11 protein-coding genes are annotated in these 17,707 nt (G+C 74.6%); 8 read left to right on the top strand and 3 right to left on the bottom strand.

Annotated features, from left to right (window positions below):
- Window positions 1–187 precede the first annotated feature (187 nt).
- The 5 genes from ACFVGS_RS32315 (at window position 188) to moeZ (ending at window position 6,362) form a co-directional block, all read left to right on the top strand.
- A complete protein-coding gene (locus ACFVGS_RS32315; protein WP_385695524.1) occupies window positions 188–1,900 on the top strand; it encodes a DUF3492 domain-containing protein in 1,713 nt (570 codons plus the stop codon).
- 13 nt (window positions 1,901–1,913) lie between these two features.
- Entirely contained in the window at window positions 1,914–3,287 is a 1,374-nt protein-coding gene (locus ACFVGS_RS32310) for a hypothetical protein (protein ID WP_385695521.1), read from the top strand.
- A 121-nt stretch (window positions 3,288–3,408) separates the two neighbouring features.
- Window positions 3,409–4,371 carry an NAD-dependent epimerase/dehydratase family protein gene (locus tag ACFVGS_RS32305; RefSeq protein ID WP_384421203.1) on the top strand — a complete coding sequence of 321 codons (963 nt, stop codon included), beginning with the start codon at window positions 3,409–3,411 and terminating at the stop codon, window positions 4,369–4,371.
- Window positions 4,359–5,108 (top strand): spherulation-specific family 4 protein, encoded by a 750-nt coding sequence (locus tag ACFVGS_RS32300; RefSeq protein ID WP_385695517.1) that lies wholly within the window; start codon window positions 4,359–4,361, stop codon window positions 5,106–5,108. Before ACFVGS_RS32305 ends, ACFVGS_RS32300 begins: the two co-directional genes overlap by 13 nt.
- 75 nt (window positions 5,109–5,183) lie before the next feature.
- Complete coding sequence (gene moeZ, locus ACFVGS_RS32295) at window positions 5,184–6,362, top strand: adenylyltransferase/sulfurtransferase MoeZ (protein ID WP_384421207.1); 1,179 nt, start codon at window positions 5,184–5,186, stop codon at window positions 6,360–6,362.
- Between the two features lie 77 nt (window positions 6,363–6,439).
- On the opposite strand, the gene ACFVGS_RS32290 is transcribed toward moeZ, so the two are convergent.
- The 3 genes from ACFVGS_RS32290 to ACFVGS_RS32280 form a co-directional block, all read right to left on the bottom strand.
- The gene (locus tag ACFVGS_RS32290) at window positions 6,440–8,023 is read right to left on the bottom strand and encodes an alpha/beta hydrolase (RefSeq protein WP_384421208.1); all 1,584 of its coding nucleotides are present in this window, start codon (window positions 8,021–8,023) and stop codon (window positions 6,440–6,442) included.
- A gap of 52 nt (window positions 8,024–8,075) precedes the next feature.
- A complete protein-coding gene (locus ACFVGS_RS32285) occupies window positions 8,076–9,671 on the bottom strand; it encodes an alpha/beta hydrolase (protein ID WP_385695513.1) in 1,596 nt (531 codons plus the stop codon).
- A gap of 313 nt (window positions 9,672–9,984) precedes the next feature.
- Window positions 9,985–12,627 (bottom strand): lysylphosphatidylglycerol synthase domain-containing protein, encoded by a 2,643-nt coding sequence (locus tag ACFVGS_RS32280; protein ID WP_384421212.1) that lies wholly within the window; start codon window positions 12,625–12,627, stop codon window positions 9,985–9,987.
- A gap of 156 nt (window positions 12,628–12,783) precedes the next feature.
- Here ACFVGS_RS32280 and ACFVGS_RS32275 point away from each other — a divergent pair, with 156 nt between their 5' ends.
- The 3 genes from ACFVGS_RS32275 (at window position 12,784) to ACFVGS_RS32265 (ending at window position 17,695) form a co-directional block, all read left to right on the top strand.
- Complete coding sequence (locus ACFVGS_RS32275; protein ID WP_385695510.1) at window positions 12,784–13,128, top strand: MGMT family protein; 345 nt, start codon at window positions 12,784–12,786, stop codon at window positions 13,126–13,128.
- A 212-nt stretch (window positions 13,129–13,340) separates the two neighbouring features.
- Complete coding sequence (locus ACFVGS_RS32270) at window positions 13,341–16,793, top strand: ATP-dependent helicase (protein WP_385695508.1); 3,453 nt, start codon at window positions 13,341–13,343, stop codon at window positions 16,791–16,793.
- 92 nt (window positions 16,794–16,885) lie between these two features.
- A complete protein-coding gene (locus ACFVGS_RS32265; protein ID WP_384421217.1) occupies window positions 16,886–17,695 on the top strand; it encodes a hypothetical protein in 810 nt (269 codons plus the stop codon).
- Window positions 17,696–17,707: the final 12 nt, after the last annotated feature.

Here is a 17,707-nt window from a genome sequence, read left to right as displayed (position 1 = left end):
TCCCTTCCGACCCCGTACCGCCGCCGTCACGTGGGTGTTTGTTCATTTTACGCCAGACTGACGTCGCTGCTGAGCTCCCCCCACCCCCGCCCCCCCCACCACCGTCATGTCCGCTTACGTTCTTCCCGCTGCGGGTCGCCGGACCGAACGGTGACCGTCGTCGTCACGGGAGAACGGGGGTGTGCTCATGCGGATCGGACTGATCACGGAGGGTGGCTACCCGTATGCCGCCGGTGAGTCCGGGCTCTGGTGCGACCGGCTCGTGCGCGGGCTCGCTCCCCACGAGTTCGACCTCTACGCCCTCAGCCGCGACGCCCGGCAGGAAGCAGGCGGCCGGCTGCCGCTGCCGCCCAACGTGCGGAGCGTGCGCACCGCGCCGCTGTGGACCGCCGACGACGAGGGCCGCAGCCGGCTGCGCGGCGGCCCGGGGCGCGGCAGCGGCCGTGGATACGGGCGCGGTTACGGGCGGCGCGAACGGCGCCTCTTCGAAGAGGCGTTCCGGGACCTGGCCGAGGGGGTCTGCGCCGACGACGCCCTCCGCCCCGAAGCCGGCCAGGAGATCCCCGAGCGCTTCGCCGCCGGGCTCTACGCACTCGCCGAACTCGCCCGCGCCCACGGCGGACTGCCGACCGCGCTCCGCTCCGAAGCCGCCGTCCGCATCCTGGAGTCCGCCTGCCGCGCGCCCGGCGCGCGCCGGAGCGTCGCCGCCGCCACCGTCCGCGACCACCTCGCCTTCACCGAGCAGCTGGAGCGCGCCCTGCGCCCCCTCTCGCTCGGCTGGTACGCCGAGGACGAGGGCCCCGACGGGCTCGGCGGCCTCGGGCTCGTCGACCTCTGCCACGCGGCCTCCGCCGGGGCCGCGGCGCTCCCGGGTCTGCTGGCCAAACGCTTCTTCGGCACCCCGCTGCTCGTCACCGAGTACGGCGTCCAGCTCCGCGCCCACTACCTCGCCGCCGCGGGCGCGCCCCTGGCCACACCCGTACGGGCCCTGCTCGCCGCCTTCCACGGCCGGCTCGCCGGCGAGGTCTACCGCCAGGCCGCGCTCCTCACCCCGGGCAACGCCCACGCCCGCCGCTGGCAGGAGCGGTGCGGTGCCGACCGGGCCCGGCTCCGCACGGTCCACCCCGGCATGGACGCCGAGCGCTTCGCCGAGGTCGGCGAGGACGAGGAGAGCGGCGACCCGGCCACCCTCTCCTGGATCGGCCGGGTCGAGCCCGCCAAGGACCTGGTCGCCCTGCTCCACGCCTTCGCCGAGGTGCGGCGGCAGCAGCCCGACGCCCGGCTGCGGATCATCGCCGCGCCGGTGCGCGAACCCGGCGCCGCCGCGTACCTCGCCCACTGCCGGGGCCTCGCCGAACAGCTCTTCCCCGACGAGGCCGCCGGTGCCCACGCCGTCGGCGAGAACCCCGTCTCCTTCGAGGAGCTCGGCGGACCCGAGGCCCCCACCCTGGAGGAGGCCTACGCCGCCAGCGCCGTCGTCGTGCTCTCCAGCGTCGTGGAGGGCTTCCCGGTCGGTCTCGTCGAGGCCATGTTCTGTGCCCGGGCCACCGTCTCCACCGACGTCGGCGCGGTCGTCGAGGTCATCGGCGGCACCGGGCTCGTCGTCCCTCCGCGCAACCCCAAGGCGCTCGCCGACGCCTGCCTCGCGCTGCTGCGTGACCCCGAGCGGCGGCACCGCCTCGGCGCCGCCGCCCGCGCCCGCGCCCTGGAGCTGTTCACCGTGGAGCAGAACCTGGCGGCGTTCCGCGGCATCTACCTCGAACTTCTCTCCCACTCGCCGGTCCGCCGCCGCACCACCAGCGCCGTGCCCTTCGCCCACCCGGCCGAGGCCCATGTGCCGGGCAGCTGGGCGGACCAGCCGGTCACCGCGACGGCCGGCGCGGGAGATCCCGATGCCTGAAGGAGGCACACCCATGCGCGGCCCCGCCGCTCCCACCAGCCCCGGCCCCTGGGACTCCCGCTCCGAGGCGCTGCTCGGCGCCCCGGCGCTCGCGCGGGCCGCCACCGCGCGGGCCCTCCCGCCCGGCGCCCTCGACCTGTCCTCCGCGCCGGCCAACGCCCCGGCCAACCACCCGATCTCCGCACCGACCACCGCGCCGGTCGCCGAGGCGACCACCGGGCTCGCCGCCACACCGGCCGGCGACGCGGTGCCCGAGCCGCCCGCCGGGCATGCCGAAGCGATTCAGCACCAGCCCGCACGGCCCGCGCGGCGCGGCCCCGCCGACCCGGTCAAGGCCCTGATGCACCGCCACCGCGAGCTGTGCGAGCGGGCCGTCGACCCGCTGGAGATCGCCGCCGGACTCGAGGCGCACGGCGTGACCGACCGGACCGCCGCCCGCTTCCGGCACCGCGACGTCTTCTCCCTCGCCGAGGAGCTGTACGCGCGCGTCCCCCGCGGCGAGGCCGCACCGGCCCGGACCACGCCGGACCCGGCCGGCGGCACCGGCCGCGGCGCCTGGGCCCTGGTCGCCTGCGTCCCCGGCGCCGCCGCCGCCCTCGCCACCGCCGCGCTCGCCGTCACCACCGACGGGCTGCACATCACCGCCGGTCTCCTCGGCGCGCTCGCCCTGGCCGCCGCGCTCGCCCTCGCCGTACGCGGCGGACCGCTCCGCGCCACCGGCCGCACCGCGTCCACCACCGTCCTCGGGACCCTCTGCACGCTCTGGCTGCTCGCGTACGCGGCGGCCGGCGACGGTCTGCTGGACCAGCTCCTCGGCGGCGGCCCGGACGGCGGCCCGGCCGTCGTCACCGTCCTGGACGGCCCGGTCGCCGACGTCGGATGGGCGTTCGACACCGGCCCGCTGCTCGCCCTCGCCCTGTCGGTCGCCCCGGCCGCCTGGTGCGCCCGGCTCTTCGCGGTCCGCGCCCGCCGCAGACTCGCCGCCAGCCGGGGACTCGCCGACTTCGCGGCCGGTGCCCGCCCGCTGCTCCTCGGCAGCGTCGTCCTCCACCTCGCCGCCCTGGCCGGACTGCTCGCCCTCACCGGATTCCACCCCGGAGCCCTCGCGCTCGGCACCCTGCTGCTGCTGGCCCGGCTGCTCGCCGTGCACGGCTTCCCGGAGGCCGCGGCAGGCACCGTCGCCGCCGCCTGCGCGGCCGAGGCCCTCGCCCTCGCGAGCGTCCTCGCCGCCCGGCTGCCGGGCTGCGACGTCCTCGGCGCCCCGGTCCGCGCCCTCGTGGCGCTCGGTGGCCCGGCGGCGGTGCCCGCCCTGGTCTGCGGCCTCGCCGCTCTCGCCCTGCTCGTCCACGCCACCGACGCGCTGTCCCGGGCCTCCGCCCACGTCTGAACCGCCGCACCCGCGGAGCCGACGCCGCGGGCGCGCCCCCACGCAAGACCTCCCAAGGAGAAGGAAGAACCATGACACCCCGATCCCACGCCACGGCCGGTCGGCACGAAGGGGCCGCACGATGAGGGTGCTGCTGCTCGGAGCCAACGGATTCATCGGCCGGTTCGTCGCTGACCGCCTCCTCGCCGACCCGGCGGTCCACCTCACCGCCCTCGGACGCGGCGACGACGCCGACGTCCGGTTCGACCTCGCGACCGGCAGCCCCGGCGCCCTCACCCGGTTCCTCGACGCCGTCCACCCCGGAGTCGTCGTCAACTGCGCGGGCGCCACCCGCGGCGGCGCCCGCGACCTGACCCGGCACAACACCGTCGCCGTCGCCACCGTCTGCGAGGCCCTGCGCCGCAGCGGCTGCGGGGCCCGTCTGGTCCAGGTCGGCTGCGCCTCCGAGTACGGGCCCAGCCAGCCCGGCTCGTCCACGGCCGAGGACGCGGTGCCCCGGCCCGGCGGCCCCTACGGCGTGTCCAAGCTCGCGGCGACCGAACTCGTCCTCGGCTCCGGCCTCGACGCGGTCGTGCTGCGGGTCTTCTCGCCGGTCGGCCCCGGCACCCCGGCCGGCTCCCCGCTCGGCCGGCTCGCCGAAGCGATGCGCCGTGCCATCCAGGCCGGCGACGGCGAGCTGAAGCTCAGCGGCCTGGGCGTGCAGCGGGACTTCGTGGACGTCCGCGACGTCGCCCGCGCGGTGCACGCCGCCTCGCTCTCCGCCGCCCAGGGCGTCGTCAACATCGGCACCGGCCGCGCGGTGAAGCTCCGCGACGCCGCCGCCGTGCTGGCCAGGGTCGCCGGATACGCCGGTCAGCTGCACGAGATCGACGGGCCGCCGCCGCGCCCGGTGATCGGCGCCCCGCGCACCGAGGCGACCATCGCCGAACAGCTGGCCGCCGCGCCCTACCCGTACCCCGACGGCTGCGGACCCTGGCAGCAGGCCGACGTCCGCACCGCCCGTGACCGGCTCGGCTGGCGGCCCCGGATCAACCTGGAGGAGTCACTGGCCGACATCTGGATGGAGGCGGCATGTCGCATCTGACCGCCACCGGGACGGCGACCGGGACGGTCACCGAGACGGGTCTCGGCGTGCCGGGGTACGCCCACCCCCTGCTCGCGCCCGTCGAGTGGGCCGAGCTCACCCGCCCCGGCACACCCGTGCACTGGGCCGTGCTCAACGTCGCCGAGGGGCCGGGCGACCGGCCCGACCCGCACTGCCTGGAGGCGGCGGGCAGGCTGCGCAACGCGGGCGTCCGGGTGCTCGGCCACCTCGGCCTCGACCACGGCTCGCGGCCCTTCGGCGAGATCGTCTCCGACGCCCAGCGCTACCTCGACTGGTACAAGGCGGACGGCTTCTACCTGGACCGCGCCCCGGCCGACCGGGCCGACCTGCCCGGTGTGCGGCGGATCGCCGCGACCCTCGAGGCGCTGCGCGAGGACGAGGTCCACCTGGTCCTCGGCCACGGCACCCACCCGTACCCGGGCTACGCGGAGGTCGCCGACCAGCTGGTCACCTTCTCCGGCGCCTGGGCCGACTACCGCTGGTCGCAGGTCGCGGAGTGGACGGCCGACTATCCGGCGCGCAAGTTCGCGCACCTGGTCCACGGGGTGCCCCGCACCCACCTGGAGGAGGCGCTGCGGATCGCCCGCTGGCAGGGCGCCGGCACGGTGTTCATGACCGACCGCAGGGGCCGCCCGGGACAAAGCGACCAATTCCATACGCTGCCCGGCTACTGGGACGAAATTGTCTCGCGTATCGGACGGGGTGTCTCGGAATGAGGAGGGCCGTGGCAGTGTTGTGCGGAGAACAAGTGTCGTACTGACATCCCGACCATCTGTATTGACGAGGTCTCCGTGTCGCTGCCACCCCTGGTCGAGCCGGCCGCCGAGCTCACCGTAGACGAGGTCCGCAGGTACTCCCGTCATCTGATCATCCCGGATGTCGGGATGGACGGACAGAAGCGGCTGAAGAACGCCAAGGTGCTCTGTGTGGGCGCCGGCGGTCTCGGCTCCCCGGCCCTGATGTACCTGGCCGCGGCCGGTGTCGGCACCCTCGGCATCGTGGAGTTCGACGAGGTCGACGAGTCGAACCTGCAGCGCCAGATCATCCACAGCCAGTCCGACATCGGCCGTTCCAAGGCCGAGTCGGCGCGCGACAGCGTGCTCGGCATCAACCCGTACGTGAACGTGATCCTTCACGAAGAGCGGCTCGAGGCCGAGAACGTGATGGACATCTTCAGCCAGTACGACCTGATCGTCGACGGCACGGACAACTTCGCGACCCGCTACCTGGTCAACGACGCGTGCGTGCTCCTCAACAAGCCCTATGTGTGGGGCTCGATCTACCGCTTCGACGGCCAGGCCTCGGTGTTCTGGTCCGAGTACGGCCCCTGCTACCGCTGCCTCTACCCGGAGCCCCCGCCGCCGGGCATGGTCCCGTCCTGCGCCGAGGGCGGCGTCCTGGGCGTGCTGTGCGCGTCCATCGGCTCCATCCAGGTCACCGAGGCCATCAAGGTCCTCGCCGGCGTCGGCGACCCGCTGGTCGGCCGTCTGATGATCTACGACGCGCTGGAGATGCAGTACCGCCAGGTCAAGGTCCGCAAGGACCCGAACTGCGCGGTCTGCGGCGAGAACCCGACCGTCACCGAGCTCATCGACTACGAGGCCTTCTGCGGCGTCGTGTCCGAGGAGGCCCAGGAGGCGGCGCTCGGCTCCACGATCACTCCGAAGCAGCTCAAGGAGTGGATCGACGACGGCGAGAACATCGACATCATCGACGTCCGCGAGCCGAACGAGTACGAGATCGTCTCGATCCCCGGCGCCCGCCTGATCCCGAAGAACGAGTTCCTGCTGGGCAACGCCCTCCAGGACCTCCCGCAGGACAAGCGGATCGTCCTGCACTGCAAGACGGGTGTCCGCAGTGCGGAAGTCCTCGCCGTCCTCAAGTCCGCGGGCTTCGCGGACGCGGTGCACGTCGGCGGCGGCGTGATCGGCTGGGTCCACCAGATCGAGCCCGAGAAGCCGGTCTACTAGAACCGGTCCTTCCCGGCGGTACGAGGAAGGCCCCGGACCTGGTTCAGGTCCGGGGCCTTCCGGCTGCGCGCGGCCCGTCAGGAACAGGTCGTGCCGTTCGCCGGGACCGTGCCCTTCAGCAGGTACGCGTCGATCGTCTTCGTGACGCAGGCACCGGAGCCGTACGCGCCGTGGCCCTCGCCCTTGTTGGTGACCAGGACGCCCACGCCCGGGCCCAGCGCCTTCGCCATCCTCTCCGCGCCCTCGTACGGGGTGGCCGGGTCGCCGGTCGTGCCGACGACCAGGACCGGGGCGGCGCCGGGAGCGCTCGCGTCCATCACCTTGTACTCGCCCCGCACCGGCCAGTCGGCGCACCAGCCGGCGGTGTCCCAGGCGAGGAAGGCGCCGAAGACGGGGGAGAGGCGGCGGAACTCCGGGAGCAGCGCCCGCGCCTGGTCGAGGGTGGGACGCTCGGCGGAGTCGGCGCAGGAGATCGCCCGCTGCGAGTGCGACTGGGTCGAGTAGTGGCCGGTGGCGTCCCGGTCGTTGTACCAGTCGGCGAGCGCGAGGAGTTCGGCGCCCGAGCCGTTCTCCGCCTTGGCCAGCGCCGAGGTGAGCAGCGGCCAGCTCTGCTGCGAGTAGAGCGGCATGACCACGCCGGTCAGGGCCAGGGAGTCGGTGAGGCGCCTGTCGCCGACCGCGAGCGGCCGGCGGTCGAGCTTCTCCAGGAGCCGGACGATCCGGGCCGTGCCCTCCTTCGGGTCCTGGCCGGTGGACTTCAGGTAGTTGTCCAGGGCCCGCTGGAAGCCGACGGTCTGGTTGCGGGCGTGGCCGACCGAGTCGGCGGTCGGGTCGACGACCGCGTCGAGCACCATGCGTCCCACGTTCCGGGGGAAGAGGTGCGCGTAGGCGGCGCCCAGCTGCGTGCCGTACGAGATGCCGAAGTAGTTCAGCTGCGCGTCGCCGAGGACCTGGCGGATCAGGTCCATGTCGCGGGCGGTGTTGCTGGTCGTGGTGGCCGAGATGACCGGTCCGGAGCGGCGTTCGCAGCCCTTGCCGAAGGCAGCGGCGTCGGCGCGGAAGGCGCGCTCCTCGGCGGCCGTGTCGGGCGTGTAGTCGACGGTCCGCTCGGCCTTCGCCTGCTCCGCGTCGTCCCGGCACACCACGCCCGCGCTGCGCTGGACGCCGCGCGGGTCGAAGGAGACGAGGTCGTAGCGGCTGCCGAGGGCCGTGTACTCGGCGGCGCCGCGCGGCAGGATGTCGACGCCGGAGCCGCCGGGACCGCCGAAGTTGAAGAGCAGCGAGCCGAGCCGGGCGTCCTTGGACCCGGCCTCCTTGCGGATCAGCGCGATCGGGATGGTCGCGCCGTCGGGCCTGGCGTAGTCGAACGGCACCTTGACGGTGGCGCAGCGCCAGGAGGAGCCGGGGGCCTCGCCGCCCTCGGGAGCGGTGCAGCGCCGCCAGTCGGGCCGCTGCCCGGTGAGCGCGGCGGGCAGCGCCGGGCCGCCGGCGGCGGCGCTCGCCGACGCGGACGGCCGGGCGGACGGGCTGGTCGCCGCGGGCTTGGGGTCGTCACCGGCGACGGCGCCGTCACCGGAGGCCGTACAGCCCGCCGCGAGAAGTCCTCCGACGGCGAGGGCCGCCCCCGTACGTATGCCACCGCGTATGAACGAGCGCCCCATGCGCCACCCCCTGATCCGTACCGGACCGCCATCGTAGGCGGCGCCGGACGCGCTACGGGCAGACGGTCCCGGAGGCCGGCACCTTGCCTTCGAGCAGGTAGGCGTCCGTCGCGGCCTTCACGCACGCGTCGCCGCTGCTGTAGGCGCCGTGGCCCTGGCCCTTGTACGTGAGCTCCACGCCGACGCCCTTGCCGAGGGCCTCGGCCATGGAGCGGGCACCCTCGTACGGCGTGGCCGGGTCGCCGGTGTTGCCGATGACCAGGATCGGGGCGGAGCCGGCGGCGGAGACGTCCGGGTTCTCCCAGGTCCCGGGCACCGGCCACGGGGCGCAGCTGGCGAGGGCCCAGCCCATGAAGTCGCCGAACACCGGGGAGGTCTTGCGGAATTCGGGGAGCCGCTCCTTGGCCTGGCCGAGGGTGTAGCGCTCCTTGAAGTCGACGCAGTTGATGGCGGCGTTCGCAGCCTGGATGTTGCTGTAACTCCCGGTCTGGCTGCGGCCGTTCATGGAGTCCGACAGGGCGAGCAGCAGCGCGCCGTTGCCGCCGTCGGCCTCGTCGAGGCCCTGCTCCAGATAGGGCCAGAACTCCTGCGAGTACAGCGCCTGGGCGATGCCGTTGGCGGCCTGGGTCTGGGTGAGCTTGCGGTCGCCGATGCCCGCGATCGGCTTCGCGTCGAGCTCGGCGAGCAGGCCGATGACGAACTCCTCGATCTCGGCGACCGTCGAGCCCGGCAGCACGCACTCCTCGGCGCGGTCCACGCAGTCCTGCGCGAAGTTGTCCAGCGCGAGCTGGAAGCCGCGCGCCTGGCCGAGTGCGCCCTCCTCCACGCCCGCCGAGGGGTCGACCACCGCGTCGAAGACGGCGCGGCCGACGTTCCGGGGGAAGAGGTGGGCGTACACGCCGCCGAGCTCGGTGCCGTACGAGATGCCGAAGTAGTGGAGCTTGTCGTCGCCGAGGACCCGGCGCATCAGGTCCATGTCGCGGGCGGCGTTCTCGGTGCCCACGTGGGGGAGGCGGAGTCCGGAGTTCTTCTCGCAGCCGTTCGCGTACTTCTTCTGCGCGTCGGAGAGGGTCCGCTCCTCGGCGGCGTCGTCGGGCATGAAGTCGAGCGCGTAGTAGGCGTCGAGCTCCTTGTCGCTCGCGCACTCGACGGGCGCGCTGCGGCCGACTCCGCGCGGGTCGAAGGAGACCAGGTCGTAGCGGGAACGGAGGGTCTCGAAGTCGCTCGCGAAGCCGGGCAGGCCGGTGATGCCGGAGCCGCCGGGGCCGCCGAAGTTGAACAGGAGGGAGCCGATCCGCCGGCCGCGGTCGGCGGCCCTGGCGCGGATCAGGGCCAGGTCGACGGTCTCGCCGTCGGGCTTGGCGTAGTCGAGCGGCGCCGTCATGAAGGTGCACTCCCACGGCGTCCCGCCGGGCAGCGGCGTGGGCGCGGGACCGCCGCCCTCCGCCGGGGACGGCGGCAGGCACGGCCCCCATTCGAGCCGCTGCGCCGCCAGCGCGTCGAGCCCGCTCGGACCCGTGGACTCGGGCGTCGCCGGGCCTCCGTCGTCGGAGCACCCGGCGGTCGCGGCGAGCAGAGCGGTCGCGGTCAGCAGGGCGGCGCTCTGGGCAGCGCGCCGGGCGGGACGCTGGGCGGCGGAGATCGGCATGCCCCCATCGTGGGCCGCCCGGCGTACGCCCGCGCGGGGCAGGGGGCCATGCGGGTGGCGGCCCGGCGGCGCGGACGCCGGTCAGGACACCGTCCTTTCAGGGCCCCGCGCCGTCACCGGCACCCGCTCCCTTCGCGGTGTACCTCGCGCGGGCCGCCGTCCTGCCGGGGCGCGGCCTGAAGATGCCGGTGGGGGGCGCGGCGGAGGTGGGCTGCTCGGTGCCGCTGCTGGTGTTCCTCGTGGCCGTCTTCCAGAAGGTCCGTCTTCGGAGCGCCGTCTGTCGCGGGAGCGTCCGAAGGGCGTCCGAGGGTGTCTACAGGGCTTCCCGCTTCGTCAGCCAGTTGAAGCAGATCCAGCCCGGCAGGACCGGCAGCCACAGGGTCAGGAGCCGGTACAGCAGCACGGCCGGGGTGGCGACCTCCAGAGGGAGGTTGCCGAGTGTGACCAGGCCGAAGGTGAGCGCGCCCTCGACCGCGCCGACGCCGCCCGGGGTCGGCGCGGCGGAGCCGAGCGCGTTGCCCGCGAGGAAGACGACGGCGACGCTCGCGTAGCTGATCGTCGCCTCGCCGTGCCCGAAGGCACGGATCGACGCGTCAAGACAGAGGACGAACGAGCCGGTCAGCAGCAGCATGCCGCCGATGCCCGTGAGCAGCTTCATGGGCCGCTGGAGCACGTCCAGCATGCGCGGCACCACGCCCGCGAACAGCGAGCGCAGCCGGGTCGACACGAACTTCCGCATGAACGGGATCGCCGTCACCACGAGCACGAGCACCGCGACCGTCAGCAGACCCGCGATCACCGTCCTGGACGGCGTGAACGACGGCGACTTCTCCGTGCCGGTCAGATAGCCGAAGGCCAGCAGGAGCAGGATGTGCGCCCCGAGCCCGAAGAGCTGCGAGGCTCCGACGCTGGCGACCGCGAGCCCCGGCCGTACGCCCGAGCGCTGCAGGAAACGGGTGTTCAGGGCCACGCCGCCGACCGCCGCCGGGGCCACGATCTTCACGAACGACCCGGCGACCTGCGCCACCACCGTCCGCCAGAACCCGACCCGCTCCGGCACGAAGCCGAGCAGGCTCATCGCCGCCGCCACATAGCTGATCGCCGAGAAGAGCACGGCCGCGGCCACCCACCGCCAGTCCGCCTCGCTGATCGTCGACAGCGGCGTACGGGCGATCTGCGAGAGCAGGAAGTACGCGGCGACGGCGCCCGCGATGAGACTGACGAGCGTCCGCGGCTTGATCCGCTCGAGACGGACCGGCTCCACCGGCGCCTGCGGCCGGATCAGCAGCACCTGCTGGCGGATCTGTGCCAGCAGGTCCTCCTCGCGGGCCTCGTCCAGGGCCTCGTCGAGCGCCCGCTTCTCCGCCTTCTTGTCGGCCAGCTTCTCGGCCCGCGCCACCTTCCGGTCCGGCGCCAGGTTCGCCTGCGCCCGCGCCTCCGCCCGGGCCCCCTTCGCCGCCTCGGAGGCCGCGAGCACCGCCTCACGCTCCCGCTTCGACCGCTCGCGGGCGAGCCGGCGCAGCTCCGCGCGGGTCGACCGGCTCAGCGCGATCGGCTGGAGCAGCGGCAGACAGTCGGCGATCGCGTCCGGGCCGAGCACCTCCACGGCGGCCGCCACCGCCCGCTCGGCGCCCACCCGCAGACCGAGCGTGGTCAGCAGCTGGGCGATGTCCATCCGCAGCACCAGGTCGCCCGCGGCGATCTCACCGCCCCGCAGATCCGTGAGGATCACCCTGCCGGAACGATCCACCAGAATCGCGTCCCCCGCGAGCCTGCGGTGCGCGATCCGGCGCGACTGGAGCGCCTTCACCTGCCGCCAGGCGCTGCGCACCAGGTCGTCGGTGATCTCCCCGTCGTCGAGCGAGTCCAGGGTCCGGCCGCCCAGGTGCTCGTACACGAGCATCACCGCGTCGGGACCGAGCTCGGAGGTGGCGATCAGCTTCGGCGCGTTCGCGCCCGCCGCGATCGCCGCGTACGCGAGCAGCGCCTCCTGCTCCAGGGCCTGCCGCAGCGACACGATCGAGCGGCGGGTGGTGACGGCGCGCAGGGTGATGCGGCGCCAGGCCCGGTAGAAGAAGCCGTGCGCCTGCTGCTCGCGGTCGACCACCGTCACGTCGAGCGGCGGCCCGTCCTCCAGGGTCACGATGTAGCGGCGGCCCCGGTCCCCGCTGTCCGCCGACTCCGGCACGCCCTCGGCGCGCAGCGCCGTCACCGGCCTGAAGCCGACCCGGCGCAGACCGGCGAGGAGCGTCTGCCCGGTCGGCCGGACGTTCGGCGAACCGACCGCGTAGAGCGTGCCGTACGCCACGGTCCAGCCGATCAGCACGGTGAGGATGATCGAGAAGGCGGTGGTGTAGCCGGCGACGAGCATCGTGAACGCGTCCAGCAGCAGCACCACCCACAGCACCACGCGCCAGCGCGGTCTGCGGGCCATGCCGACGGCGGTCATGTAGGCGATGACCGGTGCCAGGTAGTTGTGCACGGGGTCGGTGAGCCCGCCGCCGGACTGCGGCTGGGTCAGCGCGTCCTGGATGGTGCCGGGCGCCGCCCGCGCCACCCACAGGTCGGTGGCGAGGGTCACGCCGTGCGCGAGGACGGCCGCGAGCACGCCGTCGGCGATCCGCAGCCCGTCACGTTTGACCAGGCGTTCGATGGCGAAGGCCACGGGCACGAGCAGGACGGCGATGGACGAGACGAGGCCGGCGATCTTGACGAAGACGTCGGGGGCACCGCCGGCGCCCTTGTTGATGTCCTGTTCGAGGCCGGAGGTGGTGCCGTGGGCGAAGGCGGCGATGGCGAGGACCACGGCGATGGCGAGCACGCCGATGAGCAGCCGCATCAGGTCGGACGGCCGGTGCACCCGCGCGGCGAGCAGCGGTTCGTCGCCGGATACGCGCTCGGGCGGACGGGGCGTGCCAGGTCCGGCCTCCCCCGGAGGCGGGATGTCGTGCGCCATCACCATGTCCGTCTCTGCATGCCGTTCCGTCGTTGTCGCTTCTTCTTGCTGCTGTGCGTGTTCTTGTTCTCGTATCACCAGTCACCGCCCGGACGATGGTGGCACGAAGAGGGGCCGTTCGGAGGCATCAGGGGGTTGTCGGTGGGGTGAGGCAGGATGGGCCGAATGGAGAATCAGGAGCTGCCCGAGCTGCCCGAGTATGCGGAACGGGTCCTTCAGGTCGCCGAGGAGATCCCGCCCGGCCGGGTGATGACCTACGGGGACGTCGCGGAGTGGCTCGGCGAGGGAGGGCCGCGCCAGGTCGGCCGGGTCATGGCGCTCTACGGCGGCTCCGTGCCGTGGTGGCGCGTGGTGCGCGCGGACGGCGCGCTGCTCGAGGGCCACGAGCACCGCGCCCTCGGCCACTACCGCGCGGAGGGCACACCGCTGCGGGACCCCAAGGGCGAGGGCCGGATCAAGGTCGACATGCGGCGGGCGCGATGGGACGGCGCGGAGGGCTGAGGGCGCGGGGTACGGCGACCGGGTGCCGGCGGGTGCCGCGCCCGGGGGAGCGGGACGGGCGGGTGCCGCGCCTGACGGCGTGACACATGGGGTACGGCGCCGGGATCGCGTACCGTCGAAGCTCGCGTTTCTCACCGGAGACCTCCGAGAACCTGGGGCATCCGGCGAACCCCGAGCACCCCGCACACAGACCAGCAGGACCGGCGACCCACGTGACTTCCTCCTCCACCCTCGCGTCCACGCGGGGCCCCGGCGCGTACCGGCTGGTGCGGGCCGTGCCGGCACCGGTGCGGCCCCCTGTGCTTGACGCAGCGCAGCGGGCGGTGGTTGAGCACGCGGACGGACCGCTTCTGGTCCTCGCCGGACCGGGTACCGGGAAGACCACGACGCTGGTCGAAGCCGTCGCGGCGCGCATGGAGCGGGGCGCCGACCCGGAACGCCTCCTGGTCCTCACCTTCAGCCGCAAGGCCGCGGTGGAACTCCGCGACCGGATGGCGGCCCGCCTGGGCGGAAGCCGCCCGCCGCAGGCCACCACCTTCCATTCGTACTGCTACGCCCTCGTCCGCGCCCACCAGGACGCCGACCTGTTCGCGGAGCCGCTCCGGCTGCTGTCCGGCCCCGAGCAGGACCTGGCCGTACGCGAACTGCTCGCCGGCCAGATCGACCTGGAGAAGCTCGGCCTCGGGCATGTGCGCTGGCCGGACGAACTGCGCGCCTGCCTCACCACGCGCGGCTTCGCCGACGAGGTGCGCGCCGTCATCGCGCGCTCGCGTGAACTGGGCCTCGGGCCGGGCGCCCTCGACGCCTTCGCGCGCCGGGTCGGCCGCCCCGACTGGCGGGCCGCGGCCGGCTTCCTCGCCGAGTACCTGGACGTCATGGACCTCCAGGGCGTCCTCGACTACACGGAGCTGGTCCACCGGGCGGTCCTCCTGGTGGAGTCCGCCCCCGCCGGCGCGCTGCCCCCCTACGACGCGATCTTCGTCGACGAGTACCAGGACACCGACCCGGCGCAGGTGCGGCTGCTGCGCGGTCTCGCCGCCGGATCGGCGGCGCCGGTGGTCGCGTTCGGCGACCCCGACCAGTCGATCTACGCCTTCCGCGGCGCCGACGTGAACGGCATCCTCGACTTCCCGGCCGCTTTCGGGGCGAGCGTCCGCGTCCTGGGCACCTCCCGCCGCTCGGGCGCCGCGCTCCTGGGCGCCACCCGGCTGCTCACCCAGCGGATGCCGCTGCCCCGCCTGCCCGCCGACCGGGTCCGCGCCCACCGCGAGCTCGCGCCGGTACGGGACGGCGGCCGCGCCGAGGTCTACACGTACCCGACGCCGTCCACCGAGACGGACAACATCGCCGACCTCCTCCGCCGCGCCCACCTGGAGGACGGCGTCCCCTGGCACGACATGGCGGTCCTCACCCGCTCCACGGCCCCTCTCACCACCCTCCGCCGCGCCCTCACCTCGGCCGGCGTCCCGGTGGAGACCGACGCCGCGGACACCCCGCTGCGCCACGAACCGGCGGTCGCCCCTCTCCTGCTCGCCCTCCGGGCGGCGGCAGCGGCGGCGGGAAGCGCGCAGACGGAGCCCGAGGCCGCCGAGGGCACGGCCGCGACCGGCCCGGCGGCGCAGGCGGCGGACGCTCCGGAGGCCGTTGACGCGGAGGCTCCCGGGGCCGCGGCGGCCCCCGAGGCCGCGGAGGCCGTGGACGCGGAGGCTTCCGAGGCTCCGGAGGCCCATGACGCGGCGGCCCCCGAGGCCGTGGAGGCCCCCGAGGGCGGGCGGGCCTCCGCCGGCGTCTCCTGGCTCGGCACCGAGACCGCCGTCGCGCTGCTCGCCTCGCCGCTCGCCGGGATGGACCCCGCCGATCTGCGCCGGCTCGGGCGCGCTCTGCGTGACGAGGAGCGGGCCGGCGGGAACAAGGTGCCGGCGCCGTCGGACGTGCTGCTCGCGCGGGCGCTCGCCGAGCCGGAGCGGCTGGTCGCGCACGACCAGTCGTACGCGCGCGGGGCGAGGCGGCTCGGGGAGCTGCTGCGGGCCGCGCGGAACAGGCTGGCCGCGGGCGGCACCGCCGAGGAGGCGCTGTGGCTGCTCTGGAACGGCACGCCCTGGCCCGGCCGCCTCGAGCGCGCCTCCCTGCGCGGCGGCACCGCCGGGCGCAACGCCGACCGGGACCTGGACGCGGTCTGCGCGCTGTTCGAGACCGCCGCCCGCGCCGAGGACCGGGTCGGCGGGCGCGGCGCGCTCAACTTCCTGGAGGAGCTCGACGCCCAGGACATCGCTGCCGACACCCTCACCCGCCGCCACACCCGCCCCGACGCCGTCCGCCTCATGACCGCCCACCGCTCCAAGGGCCTCGAGTGGGGCCTGGTGGTCGTCGCCGGCGTCCAGGAGGGCCTCTGGCCCGACCTGCGCCGCCGCGGCTCCCTCCTCGAAGCCGACCGGATCGGCCGTGACGGGCTCGCCGAGCCGCTCACCCCCGGCGCCCTCCTCGCCGAGGAGCGCCGCCTCTTCTACGTCGCCGCCACCCGCGCCCGCGACCGGCTCGTCGTCACCGCCGTCAAGGCCCCGGCCGAGGACGGCGACCAGCCCTCCCGTTTCCTCACCGAACTCGGCGTGGAGCCGAAGGAGGTGACGGGACGGCCCCGCCGCCCGCTCGCCGTCGCCGCGCTCGTCGCCGAACTGCGCGCGACCACCGTCGACCCGGACGCCTCGCCCGCCCTGCGTGCCGCCGCCGCCGAGCGGCTCGCCCGGCTCGCCGCCCTCGCCGACGAGGACGGCCATCCGCTCGTCCCCGCCGCCCACCCCGACCGCTGGTGGGGCCTCGCCGAGCCGACCCGCAGCGCCGTGCCGCTGCGCGACCGGGACCGCCCGGTCGCCCTGTCCGGCTCCGCCCTCCACCAGCTCGCCGACACGTGCGCCCTCCAGTGGTTCCTGGGCCGCGAGGTCAGGGCCGACGCCCCGGCGACCGCCGCCCAGGGCTTCGGCAACGTCGTGCACGTCCTCGCCGACGAGGTCGCCTCCGGCCGTACCCCCGCCGACCTCGACGTCCTCATGGCCCGGCTCGACTCCGTGTGGGACGCCCTCGCGTTCGACGCGCCGTGGAAGTCCGCGCAGGAGAAGCGGAACGCCAGGATCGCCCTGGAGCGCTTCCTGCGCTGGCACGTCATGGACCGCGCCGGGCGCACACCCGCCGCCACCGAGCACGACTTCGACGTGACGCTGGGCGCGGGCGAGTACCAGGTCCGCATCCGCGGCTCCATGGACCGCGTCGAGACCGACGAACAGGGCCGCGCCTACGTCGTCGACTTCAAGACCGGCAAGTCCGCGCCCACGAAGGACGAGGTCGCCCACCACCCGCAGCTCGCCGTCTACCAGCTCGCCGTCCGCGAGGGCGCCGTCGACGAGGTCTTCGGCGGCCGCACCCCCGAACCCGGCGGCGCCGAACTCGTCCACCTGCGGCAGGCCGCCCCCAAGAAGGAGGGCGGGGACGCGCTCCCCAAGGTCCAGGCCCAGCAGCCGCTCGACGGCGAGTGGATCGGCGGCCTCCTCGCCAACGCCGCCGGCCGCGTCCTCGACGAGCGCTTCACCCCGACCACCGGCCAGCACTGCACGACCTGCACCTTCCGCGCCTCGTGCAGCGCCCGCCCGGAGGGCCGCCACATCGTGGACTGACGCCCTGCCCCGGGGCCGCAGCGGCCCCGGACTCGCGAGCCCCCGCCCCCTCCGGCACCCTGGAATATCGGGAAGACCGCGAGGAGGCTCGCATGGCGTCCACCACACTTCGCGCCGCCACCGTCGTCTGCACCGCCCTGATCGCCGGCGCCGTGCCCGTCGCACCCTCCGCCCTGGCCGCCCAGGCCCCACCCGTGGCCGCCGCACCGGCCGCCCCCAGTCCCTCGCCCGACCCCTTCAAGGGCCTCACCGCCGACCAGATCGGCGCCCGGGCGGTCACCGCCACCCAGTCCGCGACCTCGCTGCGCATGACCGGCCGGGTCGTCTCCGGCGGACAGCCGCTGGACGTCGACTTCTCCGTCAACGACAAGAGCGAGTGCACCGGCGCCATCAGACTCCAGGGCGGCGCCGCCGAGCTCCGCCAGACCGGCCGCGTCACCTACATGAAGGGCGACGAGGCCTTCTGGCGTGCCTCCATGACCTCCCAGGGCATGCCGCCCGCGCAGATCGACGCGACGATCGAACTGCTCAAGGGGCGCTGGCTGAAGATCCCGCAGGGCCGGCCCGGCACCGAGGGCCTCAGCGGCGTCTGCGACCTGAAGGCCCTCCTCGCCGACCTCGGCAAGGACAAGGAGGACCGCACCGGCCTGGTCCGCGGGCGGGACGGTGAGGTGAACGGCACACCCGTCGCCACCCTGGTCAAGAAGAAGCCGGGCGGCGAGACCACCACCGTGTCCGTCTCCGAGCGCGGGAAGCCCTACATCCTGAAGACGGTCAAGAAGGGCGGCTCCGAGCCGGGATCCGTGACCCTCTCCGACTACGACAAGCCCGTGAAGGTCGTCGTCCCGCCCGCCGACGAGACCGTCGACCTGTCCAAGCTGGACCCGGGCACCCCGGCCTGACCGGAACCGCCC

The sequence above is a fragment of the Streptomyces sp. NPDC127114 genome, from assembly GCF_042677525.1.
Taxonomy (GTDB): domain Bacteria; phylum Actinomycetota; class Actinomycetes; order Streptomycetales; family Streptomycetaceae; genus Streptomyces.
The sequence above is the reverse complement of the archived record's forward strand: the minus strand, read 5'-3'. Positions and strand labels throughout refer to the sequence as shown.